Raw genomic sequence first — 1,134 nt, forward strand, 5'->3', positions numbered from 1 at the left:
ACGCTCGCTTTTTATCACAATGTTTGCGGTGCGTAAATTGGCTAATATGCGCTTGTGTTGGGGATTATCTTTGTCGAATAAGCCCCAGTTCCTCCCCTCAGCCCCGTTCAAAGGAGGGGAAGACTTGGCAGGAGCTGCTTTGTGATAATCATCTATGGCACTTCCTGTGCCTTCGTAGATGTAGGGTTTAGTTTTGGTTGTTGTCATCTTTGATAAGTTCTAACTGTTCGCACCAAACATTGTATATTTCAACTCCTGTTTTTTCATCTCTAATATTCAAATCATTTTTTGTTCTGCCTTGGCCGATAATGATAACTATAGAACCTTTTTCTATTTCATCGCCGCCAATGTTTGACTGTTTAACAATTGAAATTGCTTTCTTGCCGGTAAAAAAACCAAGCGGTTTCCTTGTTGCAAATGATGTCGTTATTATTCCCATTTTTTATTTGTTTTTAAAATTTAGCTCCTGAGGCAGGACTCGAACCTGCATCTTAGGCTTGTGGTGCTCTAACCGCTGAGCTACGAAACCTTTCAATCTCGACTGGATTCGAACCAGTGACCTTCACCGCAGACCTACGCTTTTCCGTTAAGCTACTCAGGAAACCGCCCTTTAGCGATGTGGTATTCTCGGGTTATGTTTTATATACCGCCTTGGTGTGTCGTTTGAAGGCGGGGTTATCAATGACCAGTTTTTTATATTTTTGAAAAGCGGTGTTTTCATTATAGGACATATCGGTTCTTGAAATGTAGTTTCCGTTGCTGTCTTTATAAACAACATGGCCATTCACGCTATACTGCTGATGGTCTTCGTGTGGAATTATTGTTATTGATACGCTCATTTTTTCGTTGCAGGTATGATGTTGATATCTTAAATTTTAGCCATTTACAATAGTTCATAATGGCTCTTCCGTTAAGTACTACTAGCAAGAGGGCTAGTAGTACTGTTGTGGTGCTAGGCGCTTGCATCTTCGGGTAATTGTTCGTTATAAAAATCGAATTTGTACCCTTGTGAAAAATCAACTGATGATATGGCTAGAGGAATTGAAGTTTTAGAGCCGTCTTCACTAATTACTGCCGCATCCACAAACCAAACAGAGCGCCGTGGCTTGTATGCTTTGGCAATAATATCAACAC

Annotated in this window: 3 protein-coding genes, 1 tRNA gene and 1 pseudogene; all 5 read right to left on the reverse strand. The window is 40.6% G+C overall.

Going from position 1 to position 1,134, the window contains the following annotated elements; genetic code table 11:
* The coding region (locus K5R64_RS14120; protein WP_220764346.1) for a hypothetical protein at nt 1-207 on the reverse strand (207 nt) is incomplete at its 3' end.
* Nucleotides 188-439, reverse strand: a complete 252-nt coding sequence (locus K5R64_RS14125) for a hypothetical protein (protein WP_220764206.1) — start codon at nt 437-439, stop codon at nt 188-190. The genes K5R64_RS14120 and K5R64_RS14125, both read right to left, overlap by 20 nt.
* A 31-nt stretch (nt 440-470) precedes the next feature.
* Nucleotides 471-521, reverse strand: a tRNA-OTHER gene (locus K5R64_RS14130).
* A gap of 111 nt (nt 522-632) precedes the next feature.
* Nucleotides 633-839: a hypothetical protein gene (locus tag K5R64_RS14135; protein ID WP_220764348.1), complete on the reverse strand. Its 207-nt coding sequence runs from the start codon at nt 837-839 to the stop codon at nt 633-635.
* Nucleotides 840-952: 113 nt separating this feature from the next.
* A pseudogene (locus K5R64_RS14140) lies at nt 953-1,134 on the reverse strand (hypothetical protein); the annotation flags it as partial.

The organism is Flavobacterium sp. UMI-01 (assembly GCF_019656315.1).
Classification (GTDB): domain Bacteria; phylum Bacteroidota; class Bacteroidia; order Flavobacteriales; family Flavobacteriaceae; genus Flavobacterium.